15 protein-coding genes are annotated in these 19,243 nt (G+C 70.6%); 7 read left to right on the top strand and 8 right to left on the bottom strand.

Annotated features, from left to right (window positions below; translation table 11 throughout):
* Window positions 1–27: 27 nt before the first annotated feature.
* The 3 genes from ACWIHT_RS09740 (at window position 28) to ACWIHT_RS09730 (ending at window position 8,003) form a co-directional block, all read left to right on the top strand.
* On the top strand, window positions 28–1,797 hold the full coding sequence (locus ACWIHT_RS09740) for a DUF2264 domain-containing protein (protein ID WP_456166256.1): 1,770 nt from the start codon (window positions 28–30) through the stop codon (window positions 1,795–1,797).
* 99 nt (window positions 1,798–1,896) lie between these two features.
* Entirely contained in the window at window positions 1,897–7,146 is a 5,250-nt protein-coding gene (locus ACWIHT_RS09735) for a caspase family protein (RefSeq protein WP_456166254.1), read from the top strand.
* Window positions 7,143–8,003 (top strand): hypothetical protein, encoded by an 861-nt coding sequence (locus ACWIHT_RS09730; protein WP_456166252.1) that lies wholly within the window; start codon window positions 7,143–7,145, stop codon window positions 8,001–8,003. Before ACWIHT_RS09735 ends, ACWIHT_RS09730 begins: the two co-directional genes overlap by 4 nt.
* 44 nt (window positions 8,004–8,047) lie before the next feature.
* On the opposite strand, the gene ACWIHT_RS09725 is transcribed toward ACWIHT_RS09730, so the two are convergent.
* On the bottom strand, window positions 8,048–9,613 hold the full coding sequence (locus ACWIHT_RS09725) for a hypothetical protein (protein WP_456166250.1): 1,566 nt from the start codon (window positions 9,611–9,613) through the stop codon (window positions 8,048–8,050).
* Window positions 9,614–9,783: 170 nt separating this feature from the next.
* Here ACWIHT_RS09725 and ACWIHT_RS09720 point away from each other — a divergent pair, with 170 nt between their 5' ends.
* The gene (locus ACWIHT_RS09720) at window positions 9,784–10,206 is read left to right on the top strand and encodes an NUDIX hydrolase (protein WP_456167097.1); all 423 of its coding nucleotides are present in this window, start codon (window positions 9,784–9,786) and stop codon (window positions 10,204–10,206) included.
* On the opposite strand, the gene ACWIHT_RS09715 is transcribed toward ACWIHT_RS09720, so the two are convergent.
* The 3 genes from ACWIHT_RS09715 to ACWIHT_RS09705 form a co-directional block, all read right to left on the bottom strand.
* Window positions 10,193–10,918, bottom strand: a complete 726-nt coding sequence (locus tag ACWIHT_RS09715) for a hypothetical protein (protein ID WP_456166248.1) — start codon at window positions 10,916–10,918, stop codon at window positions 10,193–10,195. The genes ACWIHT_RS09720 and ACWIHT_RS09715 overlap by 14 nt on opposite strands.
* A gap of 22 nt (window positions 10,919–10,940) precedes the next feature.
* Window positions 10,941–12,350, bottom strand: coding sequence for a hypothetical protein (locus ACWIHT_RS09710; protein ID WP_456166246.1), 1,410 nt, complete (start codon window positions 12,348–12,350; stop codon window positions 10,941–10,943).
* Between the two features lie 131 nt (window positions 12,351–12,481).
* The gene (locus ACWIHT_RS09705) at window positions 12,482–13,063 is read right to left on the bottom strand and encodes a TetR-like C-terminal domain-containing protein (protein ID WP_456166244.1); all 582 of its coding nucleotides are present in this window, start codon (window positions 13,061–13,063) and stop codon (window positions 12,482–12,484) included.
* A gap of 126 nt (window positions 13,064–13,189) precedes the next feature.
* Between ACWIHT_RS09705 and ACWIHT_RS09700 the strand changes: the two genes are divergently transcribed.
* The 3 genes from ACWIHT_RS09700 to ACWIHT_RS09690 all read left to right on the top strand — a co-directional run bounded on the left by ACWIHT_RS09700 (window position 13,190) and on the right by ACWIHT_RS09690 (window position 16,424).
* The gene (locus ACWIHT_RS09700) at window positions 13,190–14,470 is read left to right on the top strand and encodes a YhgE/Pip domain-containing protein (RefSeq protein ID WP_456166242.1); all 1,281 of its coding nucleotides are present in this window, start codon (window positions 13,190–13,192) and stop codon (window positions 14,468–14,470) included.
* Between the two features lie 65 nt (window positions 14,471–14,535).
* Window positions 14,536–15,153: an ArsR/SmtB family transcription factor gene (locus ACWIHT_RS09695; RefSeq protein WP_456166240.1), complete on the top strand. Its 618-nt coding sequence runs from the start codon at window positions 14,536–14,538 to the stop codon at window positions 15,151–15,153.
* Complete coding sequence (locus ACWIHT_RS09690) at window positions 15,150–16,424, top strand: MFS transporter (protein WP_456166238.1); 1,275 nt, start codon at window positions 15,150–15,152, stop codon at window positions 16,422–16,424. The genes ACWIHT_RS09695 and ACWIHT_RS09690 overlap by 4 nt, the downstream gene beginning before the upstream one ends.
* Window positions 16,425–16,484: 60 nt before the next feature.
* Here ACWIHT_RS09690 and ACWIHT_RS09685 read toward each other — a convergent pair whose 3' ends face one another.
* From ACWIHT_RS09685 to ACWIHT_RS09670, 4 genes are all read right to left on the bottom strand, one after another.
* Window positions 16,485–16,976 (bottom strand): PASTA domain-containing protein, encoded by a 492-nt coding sequence (locus ACWIHT_RS09685; protein WP_456166236.1) that lies wholly within the window; start codon window positions 16,974–16,976, stop codon window positions 16,485–16,487.
* Complete coding sequence (locus tag ACWIHT_RS09680; RefSeq protein WP_456166234.1) at window positions 16,973–17,542, bottom strand: SigE family RNA polymerase sigma factor; 570 nt, start codon at window positions 17,540–17,542, stop codon at window positions 16,973–16,975. The genes ACWIHT_RS09685 and ACWIHT_RS09680 overlap by 4 nt, the downstream gene beginning before the upstream one ends.
* Window positions 17,543–17,632: 90 nt before the next feature.
* Complete coding sequence (locus tag ACWIHT_RS09675) at window positions 17,633–18,439, bottom strand: ABC transporter permease (protein WP_456167095.1); 807 nt, start codon at window positions 18,437–18,439, stop codon at window positions 17,633–17,635.
* The gene (locus ACWIHT_RS09670) at window positions 18,439–19,242 is read right to left on the bottom strand and encodes an ABC transporter permease (protein WP_456166232.1); all 804 of its coding nucleotides are present in this window, start codon (window positions 19,240–19,242) and stop codon (window positions 18,439–18,441) included. The genes ACWIHT_RS09675 and ACWIHT_RS09670 overlap by 1 nt, the downstream gene beginning before the upstream one ends.
* Window position 19,243 lies beyond the last annotated feature (1 nt).

The following is a 19,243-nucleotide window of genomic DNA, read 5'->3' as shown; positions in this document are numbered from 1 at the left end:
GCACCCGTCGCCCGTGAGAGTGAGCCGATGCAACTGCCTTCCGACGACCGCGCGTTGAGCCCCCGCACCGGGTACACCCGCGCCCACTGGGAGACGGCAGCCGACGCCCTCCTCGCCGCCGTGGAGCCGTACGCCACCGAGGACCGCGCGCTCTACCACCTCCCCGGCACCCACACCAGCTGGTCCGGCAGGCTCTCCGACGGCCTGGAGGGTTACGCCCGCACGCTCCTGCTGGCCGCCTTCCGCCGCGACGAGACCGCGCTGGCACGCTACGCCGACGGACTCGCCGCGGGAGTCGCGGGCCGCTGGCCCCGCATCGAGGACCGCGGCCAGCCCCTGGTCGAGGCGGCCTCGATCGCCCTCGCCCTGCGCCTGACCCGACCCCTCCTCTGGGACCGCCTCGACGAGCCCGTACGACAGCGCGCGGCGGCCTGGCTGGCGGACGCCCTCACCGCCCAACCCTGGCCCTGCAACTGGGAGTTGTTCCCCGTCACGGTCGGCGGCTTCCTCCAGGAGATCGGCCACGAGCCCGAAGCCTCCCGCAAGGCGATCGACCGGGGCCTGTCGCGCATCGAGGACTGGTACGTCGGCGACGGCTGGTACACCGACGGCGACGGCCGCAAGTTCGACTACTACAACGGCTGGGCCATGCACCTCTACCCGGTCCTGCACGCCTGGCTCGCCGACGACACCCGACTCCTCGACCTCTACGGCACCCGCCTGGCACGCCATCTCGCCGACTACGCCCGCCTGTTCGCCGCCGACGGCGCCCCCATGCACCAGGGCCGCTCCCTCACGTACCGCTTCGCGACGACGGCTCCGCTGTGGCTGGGCGCGCTGACGGGCCGTACGCCACTGGCGCCGGGGGAGACCCGACGGCTGGCGTCGGGCGCCCTGAAGTACTTCCTCGACCGGGGCGCGGTCGACGACCACGGCCTGCTGACCCTCGGCTGGCACGGCCCCGACGAGGCGGTCCTGCAAGGCTATTCGGGCCCCGCGTCCCCGTACTGGGCCAGCAAGGGATTCCTCGGCCTGCTCCTCCCACCGGACCACGAGGTGTGGACGGCGACGGAGGAACCGGCCCCCGCGGAACTGGCGGACGCCGTCACGCCGATCGCCCCCGCCAACTGGCTGCTCCAGTCCACCAGTTCGGACGGCCTGGTCCGCCTCCACAACCACGGCAGCGAGGACGTCCGCTACGACCCGTACTACACACGCCTCGCCTACTCCACGGCTACGGCGCCCTCGTCGTCGTACGACAACAGCGTGATCGTCGGCGGGGATCCGAGCCGGACGGGGATCGTGCCGTTGGGAGTGGGGGAGGGGTGGGCTGCCTCCCGGCACCGGACGGGTGGCGGCGGCGAGGTGACGAGCGTCGTGCTGGCGCGGGGCGCGGTGGAGGTACGGGCGTTCCGCGTGACGGAGGTGACCGAAGGGACGGAGATCCGGGTCACCGGCTGGGCCGCGGGCGACGGACTGCGCTCCGAACTCCTGCCTGTGGCGGGGCTGGTGGAGGTGAAGGCCACGCCGGACGGCGTCGATGAGGAACAGACCGGTGCCGTCGGTGAGTTGACGGGTGCCGTCGGCGCCGAGCCGGGCCTCTTCGTGGCGCTCGTCCGGCTCGCCGCCGAGGCGGATTCGGCGCTGACGGGAACGGTCACCGCCGAGGCTGATGCGGCGCTGACGGAAGCGGTCGCCGTCGAGGTGGCCGGCCCGGAGGCTTTCGTCGTTCGCTGGACGGACGGACCCGTGCACGAAGTACGACTGGGGCTGGGTCAGGTCACGGTCTCCGGCTGAACAGAGCCCGGAGACAAGGTCGTTGGGCATGCGCCAAGGGCGCTCCCGGAGCGTGATCGCGCCGCTACAGTGGACGGAAGTGCTGCGGGGGGACGTGTGATGGCGCTGCGGGTCGGTCGGCGATTCTTTCTCGCGTTGGGTGTCGGCCGGTACTGCCATCTCCCGGCGCACGAACAGCTGGGGCAGGTCCCCGCGGACGCGCGCGCCGTGCGCGATCTGTTCGCGGGTCTCGGATACCAGCCCGTCCTGCCCGGCCTCGGGGAGTACGACACCGCCGAGCAGATCCGCCAGAAGCTGCGCCACTGGTCCACCGACGCCGCCCTCACCACCGACGACGTGGTCGTCCTCTACTACGCCGGACACGGCCTGGTCCAGGACCGTGACCGGCACTACCTGATGTGCTGGGACTCCCGGGCCGACGAGGACGCGGCGACCACGGCCCTGGCCACCGAGGACCTCGTCCGTATCCTGTGCCGGGGTGAACTGCGCCATCTGCTGCTCGTCCTGGACACCTGCTCCGGCGGGGCGGGCGGGGCGGAGGCCGCAGCGCTAGCGTTGCAGTCGCTCGCCTACCGTCACGGCGGTGACGGAACCTCCAGCGGCCTGTGGTTTCTCGCTTCCGCCCGCCGCAAGGACATCGCCGAGGAAGGCCGATTCGTCGCGGCGCTGACCTCCGCCGTCGAGATCACCACCGGGCGGACCGGGCAGCGGCAGCAGTACCTCGACCTTTCCGAACTGGTGAAGGCCGTGAACGAGCGGTTCGAGGCGGACGGCCTCGGCCAGCGAGCCGAACTCGCCAGCGGACTGGTGACCGGCCTGGCGCCCTTCCTCCCCAACTCCGGCTACCGGGAGGCACTACCGCCCATCGGCACGGATCTGGAGATCCAGCGCCGGGTGGCCGGGCAGGACCTCGCGGAGCACTTCGGACCGCGCTCACGAGGGGTCGAGTTCGAGTCCGAGCACGGCCTGTACTTCAGCGGGCGCGCCCGTGTGCTTGCCGAACTCACCGCATGGCTGACCGGTGAGGAGGGCGACGGCCGGGGCCGGGTCGTCACCGGCCGGCCGGGCTGCGGCAAGTCGGCCGTCCTCGGCCGGGTCGTCGCCCTGTCCGATCCCGGCTACCGTCCCCGCTTCGACCTCGGTGCGCTCGACCCCGCGACGGTCGTCCCCGAGGGCTGTGTGACGGCCGCGGTGCACGCCCGCCACAAGCGCCTGGACGAGATCGTCGAACGGATCGCGGACAACCTGGGCGTGAGCGTCGACGGCTCCGCCGCCCTCCTCCAGGAACTCACCCGGCGCGGCCGCAAGGGCCCGCCGGTCGTCATCGTCGTCGACGCGGTCGACGAGGCCGGCTCCGACACGGCCGCCGACGCCGGCGGGCACGGCGAACCCCGCCGGATCACCCGCGAGTTGCTGCGGCCCATGTCCGAGATCCAGGGCGTACGGCTGCTGGTGGGCACCCGCCACGAACTGGTCACCCCGCTCGGTTCCACCTTCCACTGCATCGACCTCGACCGCCCCGGCTACCAGGCGGAGCGGGACGACGTGGCCGGATACGTCACGAAGATGCTCCTCGCCACGGACGAGCCCGAGGTCCACAGCCCCTATCGCGACCGTCCCGAACTCGCCCGGGCCGTCGCCGCGGGAGTCGCGGCCAGGGCCGCCGGGGTGTACCTCTACGCCCGCACCACCGCCCGCACCCTGCGCTCGGACCGCGTCGCCGTCGACATCCAACGCCCGGGCTGGGCGGACGAGTTGCCCAGCGAGATCGGCGAGGCCTTCGACGACTACCTCGCCCGCTTCGGCCCCGACGAGCCGAGGGTCCGCCGCATGCTGCTCGCCCTCGCCTTCTCCGAGGGCACCGGCCTCCCGCGCGGGAGCATCTGGACCAGGCTCAGCAGCGTGATCTCCGGGATCGAGTGCACGGAGGCGGACGTCTCCTGGGCCCTCGACGTGGCCGAGGCGTACGTCGCGGAGGTGGTCGACGACGACCGGCGCTCGGTGTATCGGCTGTATCACAAGGCGTTGGCGGAGCATCTGCGCAAGACCGCGGGGCGGGCGATCGCCGACATACAGAGCTCCGTCGTCGAGGCACTCGTCTCGGTCGTGCCCGCTGCGGCCGACGGACGGCGGGACTGGTTCGGGGCGGTGCCCTACGTACGGCAGCACCTGGCCACCCATGCCGCGGCCGCGGGTCGGCTCGCGGAACTCATCGAAGATCCCGGCTTTCTCCTGGTCTGCGAGACGCTCGGGCTGCTGAGGGCGCTCGCCTCGGTAGACGGTGAGGCTCCGCGGCGTATCCGTACCGCCTACGAGCAGGTGGCGCACCGCCTGACACCCGACCGCGCGCCGGGCGCCCGTGCGGCCGACCTGCAACTGTCCGCCCGCCGCTGCGAAGCGGACGAACTGGCCGACCGGATCGACCGGTTGGGGGTCTCACTGCCGTGGACGGCACGCTGGGCGTGGTGGTCGGCGAGTGGTGCGCACCGGCTGCTGAGCGGACACACCAAGCAGGTCGACTGTGTCGCCGTGGGCGATCTCGACGAAAGGCCCGTGGCCGTGACCGGCAGCGTCGACGCGACGGTCCGGGTGTGGGACCTCACCACCCAGCGGCAGATCGGCGAGCCGCTGGCAATGGGGGTTGCCGTGAGCGCGGTCGCCATCGGAGAACTCGGCGAATACACCGTGGCGTTGGCCGGTGGAGTTGATGGCACGGTCAGGATCTGGGACCTCTCGGCGGGCCAGGAGTACGGCAAACCCCTGACCGGACACACCAACGGAATCGAGGCCATCAGAATCGGTGCGCTCGGGGAGCGTCCGGTCGTGCTGACGGCGAGTGGTGACGGTACCGCGCGGATCTGGGACCTGGCCGAGCGCAGACAACTCGGTGCCGATCTGTCCGGGCACCGGCGCACGGTGAGGGATGCGGCCCTGACGGAACTCGACGGACGCCCGGTGGCCATCACCGGTGGAGACGACAAGGCGGTCCGTGTCTGGGACCTCACCGAGGTGCCCGGCGGTGGTGACGCACGTGTCGACGGGAGCCCGCTGATCGGGTCGGTCGAAGCGGTGACAGCGCTGTGCACGGGGCACGTGGACGGCTGCACCATCCTGCTTGTCGGGGACAGGACCGGCATGTTGAGCCTGTGGGACTTGGCCGCTCGTCGGCAGATCGGCGAACCCGCCGTCGCTCACCGCCACTTCAGTCGCAGCGGCGTCGCTTCGGCCGAGATCGGGCGGTTCCGCGGTCGTGTGGTCGCTCTGACCAGCGGGTGGGAGGAGACACGTCTGTGGGACCTGCCGAGCCTGCGTCAGCTCGGCCCCCCGCTGCGTGGCCATGTCGACGAGATCCGTGCCGCGGCTCTCACCAGCCGTGGGGACGCATCCCTGGCGGTGACCGTGAGTCGTGACCGCACGGCCCGCATCTGGGACCTGTCGGCCGACCAACCCGCCGAGGCGCACAGCGGACAGGTGTATTGCGTTGACATGCAGGAGACGTTGGGGCGGCCCCTGGCTGTGACGGGTGGGGCTGACGGAACGGCCCGGCTGTGGGACATGCGCGCACGCACCCAGATCGGGCGGCCGATGGGCGGCCATCTGGGCGCTGTGCAGGCTGTTGCCCTGGGCAGTGCCGGGGGACGGACCATTGCGGTGACCGGTGGTGAGGACACCTGTGTCAGGCGCTGGAATCCCTTCATCGGCGAGCCGTTGGGGCCGCCGCTGACCGGACACACCAACGCCGTGAGGTGCGTCGCGATCGGCGAGGTGGACGGCGTAGTGGTCGTCGTCAGCGGCAGTGAGGACGGCACGGTCCGAATCTGGGACCAGAGCACCGGCGAACTCGTGGCGCCGCCCCTTTCCGGCCACATCGGCGGGATCGAGTACCTCAGGGTGCGCGGCGTCGGCCGTGAACTGGAGATCGCCGTCGCGACCAAGCGTGATCACGCGTATCTCTGGCGGGTGGGTGATCGGACACCGCAAGCACCGGAAGTCCACTTCGACCTTGAAGACATCACCCCGTACACCGAGGCTCTGGGCGTGGCCTTTCTCGGCGACCGACCGGTCGTATTGTCGACACGCGAAGGCAACGGGGTGTACGTGCACGACATCCTGACGCGCGCCCAGATCGGTGGTCCGTTCATCGGTCACACCAGCCGGGTCCTGGCCGCCACGCTCTCCTCCGTCGTCGGGGTGGTCCGGGTGGCCAGCGTGGCCTACGACGACACGGCCCGGGTGTGGAACCTGGAAACGGCCGAAGCCGTGGGACCCCCGCTGGAGGGGCAGACACGGCTGTCGGGCATGCGCCTCTGCCCGGCGCCGGCGATGGGCGCGGTCGATGGAACACCCGTCGCGGTGACCGCCTTCTGTCATGAAGTCCGGGTGTGGGATCTCACCACGATGTCTCCCTCCGGCGAACCGCTGTGCGGAGCGGATCGTCATCTGGTCGCGGCAAGCATCCTGCCGGCCACTGATGGCCGGGCCATGGTGGTCACGGGCAGCGGAACAAGTGGCGTGCGTTTCCATGACCTCGCCGACGGACATCAGGTCGGCCCGCACGTCACGTCGATCCACTACTCGCTCTACGACATGGCGACCGCCCGAGTGGACGGACGGACCGTGGTCGTCACGAGCAGTTGGTGGGGCGCGGACATCTGGACCTTCGACCCGCGTCAGAGGCTCGGGAAACGGCCCGGTACGACATGGAGGACGTCCTTGCACACCGTGGACGGCAGGACCTTCGCCGTGTCGGTGGCGGACGACTTCGCCCTGCACGTTTGGGATCTGCGGACCCAGGCTCCGATCTGTCCACCGATGACCGGCCATACTTCGATGGTCACAGACCTCCGGGGCGCGGACAGACTCGGTGCCCCGCATCTCCTGGCCAGTGCCTCCCTGGACGGCACTGTGCGGCTGTGGGATGTGCGTACCGGCAACCTCGTCCTCGATCCGCTCACGGGCCGGTCCATGACCGCGTACAGCGTCGATTTCCTCCGACTCGACCGTGACTTGGTCGTCTCGGGCACCGGCGATGGCCGTGTGCATTTCTGGGATCTCACCAGCGGGGTGTCCGCGGGTCCCGATCTTGAACCATTTCCCTCCGCCGTAGTGCAACTTGGGTCGGCTGACATCAAAGGTGTCCCGATCCTTGTCGCGGGAGACGGATACGGCCTCGTACGGATCTGGGACACGCGCTCCGCGGGCTGGACCGCCGAACTCGACGTCGGTGGTGGCATCAACGGCCTGGCGGTGGCCGACACCGGCCATGTCTCCATCGCTACCGCCATGGGTGCCGTCGTTCTCGGTGTGAACATCCCCGATGCCCCGGCAAACCGCGGAGACCTCCCATGACCCGCCTCGTCCTCCTCCACGGCATAGCCCAGCAGCACAAGGGCCCCGAGTCCCTCCTCGCCGACTGGTACCCGGCCCTCGCCGACGGCGTCACCCTCGCCGGAGCTACGCTCGAACGGCGGGACGTGACCATGGCGTTCTACGGCGATGTGTTCCGTCCCGCGGGTCACCGGGGCCTCGGTGAGCCCGAACTGGATGCCTCCGACGTCGAGGACGGGCTCGAACGGGACCTGCTGCTCGCCTGGTGGGAGGCGGCGGCCCGGGCGGAGAGCCGGGTGCCAGGACCGGACGCGGCAGCGCGAGGCCGTACCCCCCACCTGGTGCAGCGCGCCCTGAACGCCCTCAGCCACTCCGCCTTCTTCACCGGTCTCAGCGATCGGCTGCTGATCTCCGACGCCCGTCAGGTCCGCCGCTACTTCACCGAACCGGACGTGCGCGGCGCCGTCCAGGAACGCTTCCTCGCCGCCCTGACCGAACGGACCGAGGTCGTCGTCGCCCACTCGCTGGGCTCGGTCGTCGCCTACGAAGTGCTGTGCGCCCACCCGGAGTTGGCCGACCTCGCTCTGGTCACCCTCGGCTCGCCGCTCGCGGTGCACGGCCTGGTCCTCGACAGGCTCCAACCGGCCCCGCGCGACGGACGGGCCCGCTGGCCGGCGCCCGTCAAACACTGGACCAACATCGCGGACCGGGGCGACGTCGTGGCCCTGACCAAGGAGCTGGCACCGGCGTTCGGTGATCGGGTCACCGACCTCCTGGTGCACAACGGAGCCAAGGCCCACGATGTACGGCCCTATCTCACCGCACGTGAGACAGGGCGCGCCATCGCCTCGGCCCTGAGAGGAACGCAGAGTGGTTGACGGCGAAGTGGATGCCCTCGCCGTCGAGGGGACCGACTACCGGTTCACGGAGTCAACCGGGCGATCCGGAGGCTCGTGGCGGTCGGTGACGCCCCGTTGAGCGGGGTCGCGTAGGTCGGGGTGACCGGTGCGTACGCCCAGGTGAGCGTGCCGTTCTTGAGGACCGCTATGTCACCGCTGATCCGGGCGCTCACGACCTTGTCCGCGCTCTGGAACTTGCCGTTCCAGTCGATGAGCCGCAGGTGGGTGCCCGTGAAGGTGCCGGTGCAGGTGCCGGCCGCGCACTTGGCGCCCTTCAGGGACTCCCAGGAGACCAGGAGGCGGTCCTTGCCGTACGGGGCCACGTGCACGTTGACGTTCTCGGTGCCCGCCGCGCTGGTGAGGTAAATCGCCTTGCCCGGGCCGGAGTTGCGGTTGGCCATGAAGGCGATGGCGACCTGGTGGGTGCTCGTCCTCGGGGTGACCGTCCAGCCGCGTCCGCTGGAGTCGGCGGAGTTCTTCTTGGCCGAGGCGGCACCACGGGAGGCGAAGGCGGTGGCGTACCGGCCGCTCGCCGACTTCACCAGGTCACCGGTGCGGCCGGGGAAGGTACCACCGCAGTACCCCGCCCAGCACTGCTCCCGCTGCACGACCGGCGCCACGTCCGGGGCGCCGATCCCGGTGGAGACGAACAGGCCGGAACGCCAGTCGTCGAAGCAGAGTGACGTGAACGCGCCGGTGGTCTCCGCGTGCAGCGCGATGCCCTCGTTGTGGCTGCAACCCCAGCTCCAACCACCGCTCAGCTTCGCGCCCTTGGCGCTGATGTACGCCAACTTGTCGCCGAAGTGGCCGTCCGCGAAGCCGCCCGCGCCGTGGACGACGAAGTACGCGCCGTACTTGCCGCCGTTCCAGGTGAGTTGGCCGTCGAGACCCGGGGAGGTGTCGTTCGAGGCGGTGCCGGTGAGCTTGGTGGAGAAGGTCTGCTTGCCGTTCGTGTAGCGGACGATCGCGGCGGCCGTCTCCTTCCACTTGTTGGTGTCGGCGACCCGGGTGAGCAGCGCGAAGCCGTCGTTGTGCGCGACCAGACCGCCGACCTCCTTGGCCCCCTTGACGACCGTGTCGGCGCCCGAACGCAGTCCGGCGGCGTTCAGCGGGGTGACATGGACGCCGTCGGCGGCGGGCCAGGCCACGCGCAGGGTGCCGTTCGGGGCCACCGCCGTGGTCGTACGGGTCCACTGGCGGGTGTTGTTGTAACCGGCCGTCAGGTAAGGGAACTTGGCGGTGAGTGCCAGCGTGGTGCTGGTCGGGGAGAGCGTGCCGGTCACGGTCTTGGCGGCGGCGGCCGGGGTCTTCGCGACCGCCTTCGGGGTGGACTTCGCGGGGGAGGCGGTCGGGGTCGTCGTGGCCGCGGTGGATGCGGAGCCGTCGGCGCCCGCGTCGTTGGACGGGGACGCCGAGGCGGTCGTCGTCCCGGCCGCGGTCGAGCCGCCGCTGCCGCTGTCCGTCGCCGCGGTCGCGTACCACGCGCCGCCCAGCAGGGCCGCGACGGCGAGCGAACCCGCGAGGGGCTTGCGGGCGATGCGGCGGGGGTCGCGGCGACGGTGCGAAGTGGTGCGTCTTGCGTTGGTCATGCCCCCAAGTCGCCGCCCGCGCGAAGGAGGTTGCCGTGGTGCCTGGTGCAATGTTCTGGAGGTGAGACCGGCTCCACAGCCCGGGCGGGCCGATCCTGGTACGTTGGATGCTTTCCTGGGTATCAGACCCTTTGGACTCATCTCCGGCGAGGGACCGAGGAACCATGACCATGGACCCCGGCGAGAAGCGGCTGGCCGCTGCCGTCGTGATGGACGACGACGGGCGCGTGCTTCTGGTGCGCCGCAGCGCGACCGAGCGATTCCTGCCCCGGGTGTGGGGCGTTCCCTGCGGGAAGCTGGAGCCGGACGAGCAATCCGAGGACGGCGCGCTGCGCGAGCTCAAGGAAGAGACCGGGCTGCTCGGCGAGATCGTCCGCAAGATCGGCGAGTCGTCCTTCGTCAGCGAGTATCAAGGCCGCGAGACCAAGAACTGGCAGGACAACTTCCTGGTCAGGCCGCTGACCCGGGACATCACTCTCCCCGAGCCCGATCAGGCGTACCGCTGGCTGAGGCCGTCCGAACTGGCCGACTCCGGCCTCGACATCGACGCGTACAACCTGGACGTCGTACGCCAGGCCCTCACGAACTTCTGAGCGACTCCGCCAGATCGTTCAACGCGCCCAGATAGTCCTTCACATCGAGCGGCACCTTCGCCACCGCGCCCGGATGCGGGCCCCCGGCCGTGAACACGTCGGTGTGGCGCCGCCGTTCGGCCCCCGTCTCCAAAAACAGCGTCACGGTCGGTGCGTCCGTGTCGCACCAGGCCCGGTGCAGGGTGTTCGCCGGGAGGGCGTAGGCGCTGCCCGCCGTGTACTGCCCCACATGCGTCAGCCGCAGCCGCGCCGGTCCCGTGGGCCGCAGCGTCCAGTCGGCACTGCGCCCGGCGAGGGACTCCTCGTACCGGTCCGCCGTGATCCCGCCGTCGCCGCGCGCCTCGTACAGCTCCATCGCGAGCCGCCCCCGCACCACGTAAGAGGCAAGCGGGGAACGGTGGTTGTGGATGTCCTCCGCGCCGATCGAAGCCGCTTCGGGATGCCAGAGGTGCGCGCGCAGCATGTGACGGGGCCCGCCGTCGATCAGCAACAGCTTGTCGAAACCAAGGACATGACGGTACGACAGCCCGGCGCAGTGCTCGGGATCGCCCTCGCCGGAGGCGAGTTCGGCCACCAGCTCCAACAGCCGCTCGGGAGAGCCCAGTTCGGCGATCACGGCACGGGCCGCGGTCACCGTCCCGTAGTCGGACAGGTCGCCGTCCAGCGCCTCGGTCAGCAGCCGTCGCGCCGCCAGGATCTGCCGACCACCCATGCACTCACTCCCCAACTCGCCCTCACACCGGCCTCGTTCGAGTATCCGGCTGATACATCCATACGGCATGTGCGCGCAGCGCCGAAAGCCCTTGATAGGTCATCCAGATCGGCTGGCGCAGTTCCTCCGTCGTCGTGAACATCGACCCGTCCCGGCTCCAGGACCAGATCCCGTCGGTCTGCGCCGCCCACACCGCGCCCGCCGCCCCGTTCAGCCGCTCCTGCCAGGCCTCCTCCAGGCCGTCCTCCCGGGCGATCTCCAGGGCGCCCGGGGTGAGCAGCGCGCGGACGATCCAACTCGCGGTGAAGTGCCGTACGTTCAGCACCTCGTGGTGCGAGGAGTCGTCCGGGTGGCGGCGGCGCACCTCCTCCCGCAGGTTCGCCAGATCGGCGCAGGCGTCGTGCGCGGTCGCCGGACAGGCCAGCAGCCAGCGCACCCCGTCCTCGCGCGCCGCACGCTCTACCGGCCCCTCGCCCAGCACCCGGGCCGCCCGGTCCAGGGCGACCACGGCCTGCGCGGTGTGCACGGCGGAGGGCTGGGCGGGCTGCCGGGCCGGGTGCACGGCCCACGGCAGCACCGCCAGGCGGTGGCTCCAGCAGCGGCGGTGCTGGCGCTGCGGGTCGGAGAGCGCGCCGTCGACCAGGGCCTCCCGCAGCACGGGAAGGATCGGCGCGTCCGGTGCCGCGCGCAGCAGCCCCCGCATCACGGTGGTGACGACATGGGTCAACGCCCGTCCCGTACTGTCGAGTTCGGGCGTGAACCCGGCCTCGCAGCGGGCCACCTCGTCCGCCAGCCGCTCCCGCGAGGCGCCCGCCCGGGCCAGCGCGCCCAGCACCATCGCGGTGACCTCCGGGCGGGCCACCGCCCCCTGCGAACGGGCCGACCAGCCGCCGCCCTGGAGCCGTAGCCGCCACAGCGTGTCGATGAGATCGCCGGTGTGCAGCCGTCCGTCCGGCACGCCCAGGTCCAGCACGATGTGCAGGCCGTAGGCCGTGGCCAGTGAGGTCGGCCGGGCCGGGCCGTCCAGCTCCAGGAGGGAGTGCGGCCAGCCGATGAGACGGCCGCGCACCGGGTCGTCGACCTCGGCGACCTGGGCGACGAGGGTGTCGTAGGCCGAACCGAAGACCTGTGGGAGCGGGCCGGGGACGGCCGGTGCCGGGGGCGCGGGGGCGGTGAGCGGTGCGGGTGCGGACGTGCGGGCCCGGAGCAGGGCCGCCGCCAGCCAGGTCATCCCGGCCGTGGCGAGGCCGCTCAGCCCGGAGATCAGATACTTGGCGGGCGCCCCGGCGATCGAGTCCGGCAGCACCTCGAACAGGAACTGGAACACCGCGTATCCGGCGGCCAGGCACCCGAACCGGCCCAGCCAGCCCACGAACCGGGCCGGCGGACTCCCGCCCTGCGGTACCGGACCGGGTGTTCCCGGCGCTCTCAAGGGACCACGTCCCAGCTGCTGTTGAGACAAGTCGCGCTCCCTCCCCCCAGGGTGGCACGTGGCATTCGCGAAGCTTCCAGTCTAAGTGGTCAGCGATGCGGCTGGGGCGTGGACCGGAACGAGCGTCTCCGTCAGCCGTCCGCGACTTCCCGCGGCCAGTGCGTCAGAGCCGTGTGCAACGCGTCGACCACCCGCTCCCACGACCGCCGCACATCACGCGGCGCGCCGAAGCCGCCGGTGGACTCCAGCGCGCAGTAGCCGTGGAACGTACTGCGCAACAGCCGTACGGCGTCGGTGAGATCGGGCTCCTCCAGGCCGTAGGCGCGCAGCAGGCCGTACGTGATGTCGGCGGTGCGGCGCAGGGCGGGGGAGGCGGCGACCAGGGACTGGTCGATACGGATCTGGGTGGCCGCGTACCGGCCCGGGTGCGCCAGGGCGTAGGCCCGGTACGCGTCGGCGAACCCGGCCAGCGCGTCCCGGCCGGTGCGGCCCTCGACCGCGACGGCGATCCGGTCGACCAGCTCGCCGCCCGCGAGGAACGCGACCCGGGTGCGCAGATCCTGGAGGTTCCTGACGTGCGAGTACAGGCTCGCGTCCTTCACGCCGAAGCCGCGGGCCAGCGCGGACAGGCTGACGTTCTCGAAGCCGACCTCGTCGGCGAGGTCGGCCGCCGCCGCCACGACCCGGTCGGCGGTGAGTCCCGCACGCGGCACCGTGGCCCACCACCTCTCCGTGACCTGCGAAAACCGAGGAGGCCAGAGTAGTCGTAGGCAACAAGTGGGGCGTCCGCCGTGTTTCCACACCGCCGCCACCGGACTCCGGCACCAGACTTGACCACCATGGACGACGACACCGGCACCCCCGCCCCCACCGGCCTCCGCGCCACCGCACTCCTCGGCCGCCCCAAGCTGTGGCTCATCCCCACCGTGCTGACCGGCCTGCTCGCGCTGCTGCTGTCCCTGCTCTACATGGGCGGCATCGTCAACCCCAACCGCGAGCTGCACGACCTGCCCATCGCCCTCGTCAACAGCGACACGAGCGACCCGCTCCCCGGGCAGCGGCAGAACCTGGGCACCCAGATCGCCCACTCCATCGTCACCGACACCAGCAGCCGCGCGGCCGGCTGGCGCCAACTCACCAGAGCCCAGGCCCAGAAGGAGCTGGATTCCGGCAAGGTCTACGGCGCCCTGGTCATCCCCGCCCGCTTCACGGACTCCGTCGCCGCGCTCACCACCACGAACGCCACCTCCCGGCCCACGATCACCGTGCTCACCAACCCCGGCAAGGGCAGCCTCGGCTCCTCCCTCGCGAGCAAGATCTCCACGACCGTGGCCCTGAAGGCCTCGCTCACCATCGGCAAGCAGCTCACGGCGGCGGCCCCGAAGGCCGACTCCACGCAGCAGCTGCTGCTCGCCGACCCGGTGCGGATCGCCACCCAGGTCGGCCACCCCATCGGCAACAACAGTGGCATCGGCCTGACCGCCTTCTACTACACCCTGCTGCTGGTCCTGGCCGGTTTCATGGGCGGCAACGTCATCAGCAACGGCGTCGACACCGCCCTCGGCTACGCCGACAACGAGATCGGCCCCTGGCACACCCGCCGCCCCACGGTCCCGATCAACCGCACCCAGACCCTGCTCCTGAAGATGGTCATGACGGCGGGCATCACCCTCCTCAGCGTCTCCCTGATCATGCTCGCCAGCGTCAGCATCCTCGGCATGGACGCGACCCACATCCCGCTGCTGTGGATCTACTCCTACTGCGCGGCCCTCGCCGTGGGCCTGGGCGTCCAGGCGATCAACGCGGCCTTCGGCGGCATCGGCCAGCTGGTCTCCATGTTCGTGTTCATCGTCCTGGGCCTGCCGTCCTCCGGCGCCACCGTCCCCCTCCAGGCCGTCCCCGGCTTCTACCGCTTCCTCTCCCACTTCGAGCCCATGCGCCAACTCAGCGACGGAGTAAGGGCGATCCTCTACTTCGACGCACGCGGCGACGCGGGTCTCACCCGCGCCTGGACCATGATCGGCGTCGGTACGGCCATCGGTCTGATCTTCGGTTTCGCGATGGTTCAGTACTACGACAGGAAGGGGCACAAACGCCTGACACCACAGCCGGAGGCCTGAGCCTCAACTGCCCGGCCGAATCTGAGAGTTGACTCCCGGACTTTCTGAGAGAACACTCTCAGACCATGGATTCCGGCAACCGCTTCGGCGACATGGAGATATCCGACCCGAAGACCATGCGGGCACTGGCCCACCCCGTGCGGCTCGCCATCCTCGAACGCCTTCAGCGCCACGGCCCGGCCACCGCCTCCCGGCTCTCGCCGCACGTGGGTGCCACCCCGTCCGTCACCAGCTGGCATCTGCGCCATCTCGCCGGTTTCGGCCTGGTCCGCGACGCCGAGGGCGGCACGGACCGGCGGGAGCGGCGCTGGGCGGTGGTGGCGCGGGGCTTCCGGTTCGAGATGCCCGAGGACGCGGACGACTCGGAGGGCTGGTCGGCCGCGCGGGTGCTGACCGGGGAGATGTTCGCGCGCAACGCCGACCTGCCCCTGCGCTGGCTCACCGAGACGGCGCCCGACCTTGAGCCGGAATGGTCGAGGCTGGCCGCCGCGAACAACACCCGGATCGTGGTCACGGCGGCCGAACTGGCCGCGCTGAAGGACGCGTTGGAGGCGCTGATCGCGCCGTACGTCATCCGCGAGCCGGACCGACGACCACCGGACGGCCGGGATGTCCGCCTGCTGATGTACGTGTTGCCGGAAGCGGCGGGGGACGAGGACCCCGACACGGACCCGGCGGAGTGAGCGGCCGTCGGATCACTCGGCCCGCGCCGGACTCGCTGTGGCGGGACCGCCGTTTCGTACGTTTCTGGTGCGGTCAGTCCGTCTCCCAGTTCGGCGACCGCATCTCCGAACTGGCCCTGCCCCTCATAGCGGTTGGCGCGCTGGGGGCCTCCGCGAACCAGGTCGCCTGGCTGACCGCCCTGGCCTGGACCCCCAACCTGCTCGGCCTGTTCCTCGGCGCCTGGGTCGACCACCGCCCCGGCAAACGTCAACTCATGCTGCTGGCTGACCTGTTCCGGGCCGCCGTACTCCTCACGCTCCCGATCGCCTACGCACTCGGCACGGTGACGCTGGGTCAGCTGTACACGGTGGCGCTGCTGACCGGCACGGCGGCGGTCGTGTTCAACACGGCCTACTCGTCCTTCTTCGCCCACCTCGTACCGCCGACGGCGTACGTCGAGGCGAACAGCAGGCTCAGCGCGAGCAGATCGGTGTCCTTCATCGCCGGCCCGGCGGTCGGCGGCGGCCTGGTCCAGGCGTTGACGGCACCGGTCGCGGTGCTCGCCGACGCGCTGTCGTTCGTGGCGTCGGCGATCCTGGTCGGCCGCACACGGGTCGACGAGCCGCTGCGTGAAGTCTCGGCGGGCTCTTCGTTGTTACGGCGTGCGAAGGAGGGCCTGGCCTTTGTGCTTCACGAGCCCGTCATGCGCGCGGGCCTCCTGAGCGCCACGACCGTCAACTTCTTCACGTTCCTGTCGGGCACCGGCCTGGTCGTCCTGTTCGCCGACCGGGCCCTCCAACTCTCCCCGGGGGCGATCGGGTTGGCGTTCGGCATCGGCGCCACGGGCGGCCTCCTCGGCGCGGTGGCGTCCCCCGCGATCGCCCGCCGGATCGGCATCGGCCGCAGCATCGTCGTAGGGGCCGTCCTGTATCCGGCCCCCATCGCCCTCATCGCGGCGGCGACCGGACCGACCTGGACCCGCCTCGGCATCCTGGGCGCCGCCGAGTTCCTCTCCGCCTTCGGTGTCATGCTCTTCGACGTCAACCTCAACTCGCTCCAGGCATCGGTCGTCCCGGACAACCTGCGCAGCCGCGTGGCCGGCGCGTACAGCACGGTCAACTACGGGGTACGCCCGCTGGGAGCACTGGTCGGCGGCGAAGTGGCCACGTTGATGGGGTTGAGAGTGACGCTGGTGGTCGCGGCGGTCGGGGGAGCGTTGTCGGCGGTGTGGTTGGTCGCTTCGCCGATACCGGGGATACGGGTGCTGAAGCCGGCGTCCGACCGGTCCTGAGCGGCTCGCGCGCGCACGCCCAGGACCGGGCCCTCAACCGGGTAGACCCGGTCGACTCGGTCAGCGCGCGCAGAGCTTCACGTTCACCGTGTCGCCCTTGAACACGATCTTCGGGCTGTGGGGGGTGAGTTCGACGACCGAGGTCGGCTTGCAGCCGGGGCTGACCACCTTGACGACCGTGCCGAGCTTGAGCTGGGCCTTCTCGAACAGGGCCTTCGCCGTGGCCAGGTCCTGGCCCGTGAGGTCGACCACGATGGGCTCCTTGAGACCGCCCAGGAGGAAGGTGGCCTTCGCGTGGTCGACGGTGGTGGCGGCCGGCGTCGTCTGCGAGGCGCTGCCGGAGATGGAGGCGAGCGCCGTGCCGCCGCCCGCCGTGATCAGGACCGCGGCGAAGGCGGCGACGAGGGTGGCCCGCCTGCGGCGGGTGCGGTGGACCATGCCGACCGTGTCGAAGGCCGGGGAGTCGGTGGAGTGCGCGAAGTCGTTCATGGCGTTGATCAGTTCCTCTTCGAAAGGTGTGCAGCCGGAGGACCGCGGATCGTACGTACTCATCGGGTTCCTTCCGTGAGCTGCTGTGATGAAGGGGCGGAGAGTGCGGGGAACTGGCTTCTCAACTGGCCGATTCCACGGGCCAGTTGGGAACGGACGGTGCTCTGCGAGATCTTCAGGTCCGCCGCTATCTCGGCGTCCGACAGATCGTGGAAGTACCGCAGCACCACCACCGTCCGCATCCGCATGGGCAGTTGCTGAAGAGCGCGCACCAACTGGTCACGGCTGTCGATCCGTCCGTACTCGTCACCCGGTGCGGCAGGCTCGCCGTCGACCGGGTGCTGAGCCGTACGGCGGAATCTTCGCCAGCGGTCGTTGGCGAGGTTGACCATGATCCGTCGTACGTACGCGTCCGGGGCGTCCTTGGCGCTGATGGTGCGCCACTTGCGGCAGGCCCGCTCCAGGGTCTCCTGGACCAGGTCCTCCGCCGCGTCGCGGCTGCCCGTCAGGACGAAAGCGCCCCGGAACAGCGCGGCCGACCGGGCGGCGACGAATCCATGGAAGTCCCCCTCCATCGACCCGACACCGTTGCTCCTCGCGTCCGTTGCCCACTTGGCTGCCAGATCCACACGCTCCTCCCTTCCTGTCACCCCTCCTCGACGGGAAAGCCCATGGATCTGCTGCACGGGTCTTGAGTGACCTGAGTCACTCCATCGCGGTCACCCGTTCACCCCCGTGTAGTTGCTGAGGCTCCACCGCCACAGCAGCCGCGCCCCGAGATAGGTCAGCAGGCCTACGAGGGGTGAGCCCGCCGCCAGCCAGTACGGCACCCCGATGTCGTGGCCGTGCCCGGTGAGGACGGCCGCCGGGAGGAAGGCGACGAACGCGAGCGGAAGGCCGTAGGTGAGGAAGCCGCCGACCGCGCGGGGCAGGACGTTGAGCGGGTAGTTGCCGAAGGTGCCGAGGAGGTCCTCGATCCAGCGGCTCCAGTAGTCCGCGGACGGGAAGCGGAGGGAGGCGGAGGCCACGGTCGTGAAGAGCGCCGCCTCCACGAGCATACCGCCGATGAGCGCGGCGATCAGATACGCGATGCGGCCCGCGTTCCAGTCCAGGTGGCTGCGGCTGAGCGCGCCGACCATGAGGCCGCCCGCCACCGTGAGGTCGCCGATCGCGTTGGTGGGGAAGTACTCCAGCTGTGCCTGGCGGTGGACCGGCATCGGCCGCACGAGGTAGATGTCGATGCGGCCTTCCTGGATGTAGCGGCCGAGGCCGTGCATTCGGCCCAGGAACAGCACCATCAGGCCGTGCGCCATCATCCGGGTCGCCGGGATCAGCAGCACGTCGGAGCTGTCCCAGCCGCCCATTCCGGAGAACCGGGTGAGCAGCACCGTGGCGAACACGATCACCGACACCTGCCAGATCGCGCCGATCGCGATCATCAGCAGGAACTCGGTGCGATATTCCAGCTGGGCACGGAAGTTGAGGCGCGTGATGCGCCACACGATCCGGACGGCTTTCACACGTATCAACCTCCTTGGGCCACGACTCGGCGGGCGGCGCGCCGCCACAGGAACCGGGTGAACAGGGAAAGGACCGCCACCCAGGCGGCCTGGAGGGCGAGTTGGGCGCCCGTGTCGGACAGCGGGATCCGGCCCACGTAGATCGAGAGCGGCACGCTGAGCGTCGCCTGGAACGGCAGGAAGCGGCTCATCGTGATGAACCAGTCCGGGAAGAACCACAGCGGCGCGTACACACCGGACAGCAGGTTCTGCGCGAAGATCAGGATGAGCATCGCGGCCCCGTTGCGGAGCGTCCAGAAGCACAACTGGTCGATGAGGAGCATGACGTAGTAGAGGACGAGTTGGCCCAGCAGCATGCTCAGTGCGAACACCCCTGCCACCGCTGGTGACTTGGGGGGTTCCACGACGCCCGCCGCGAGGCAGACGGCATATCCCGTCAGCGCCCAGGCCAGCCCGTACAGCTGCTCGCCGAACGCCCGCAGCGCGTAGTAGCGCTGGGGCGGCAGCGGGCGCAGATACCAGTAGATGATCGTGCCGAAGTGCATGTGCTGAAGGACCGTGTCCCGGCCCGCGTACTGGTCCAACTCCCGCAGCCGGGAGGCGAGCACTGCCAGTACGGCGTACGTCACCGCCTGGTCGCGGGTGAGTCCCGCGGTGGTGCCGGTCTGGGAGTACAGGCCGCGCCACAGGGACGCCACCAGCACGATCTGCACCGTCAGCCGGAGCAGGGCGGCGGTGATGCGGGGCGGGGCGAGGAGTTCGCCGAGCGGGGTGACACGGGCGGCGCGCCAGGCGTGCGGGGCGGCCATC

Source organism: Streptomyces sp. NPDC002276, assembly GCF_053891435.1.
Note: the sequence above shows the minus strand (reverse complement) of the source record. Positions and strands in the feature narration are given on the sequence as shown.